1 protein-coding gene is annotated in these 327 nt (G+C 58.1%); it reads left to right on the top strand.

The window, feature by feature from the left end; genetic code table 11:
• On the top strand, positions 1 to 327 hold a 327-nt coding region (locus ACQ4N9_RS26585), incomplete at both ends, for a transposase (protein ID WP_430934151.1).

Raw genomic sequence — 327 nt, 5'->3', positions numbered from 1 at the left:
CTGACAGGCGATGGCCCGCTACGGCTGGATATCCCTCGGGACCGTGACGGCAGTTTTTCGCCCATCCTGATCCCCAAGCATGAGCGCCGTTACACCGGATTCGATGACAAAATCATCGCCATGTACGCCCGTGGAATGACGGTCAGAGAGATCCGGGCCTTCCTGTCCGAGCAGTATGGAACCGACGTTTCACCCGATTTCATCAGCTCTGTGACAGACGAGGTCATGGAAGAGATTGGCGCGTGGCAACAGCGGCCACTGGAGCCGATGTACCCGGTCATTTTCTTCGATGCGCTGCGGGTGAAGATCCGCGAAGAAGGCCTGGTT

Origin of the sequence: Pseudomonas sp. ES1, from assembly GCF_050586605.1 — a bacterium.
In the GTDB taxonomy this organism is placed as follows: Bacteria; Pseudomonadota; Gammaproteobacteria; order Pseudomonadales; family Pseudomonadaceae; genus Aquipseudomonas; species Aquipseudomonas sichuanensis.
Note: the sequence above shows the minus strand (reverse complement) of the source record. Positions and strands in the feature narration are given on the sequence as shown.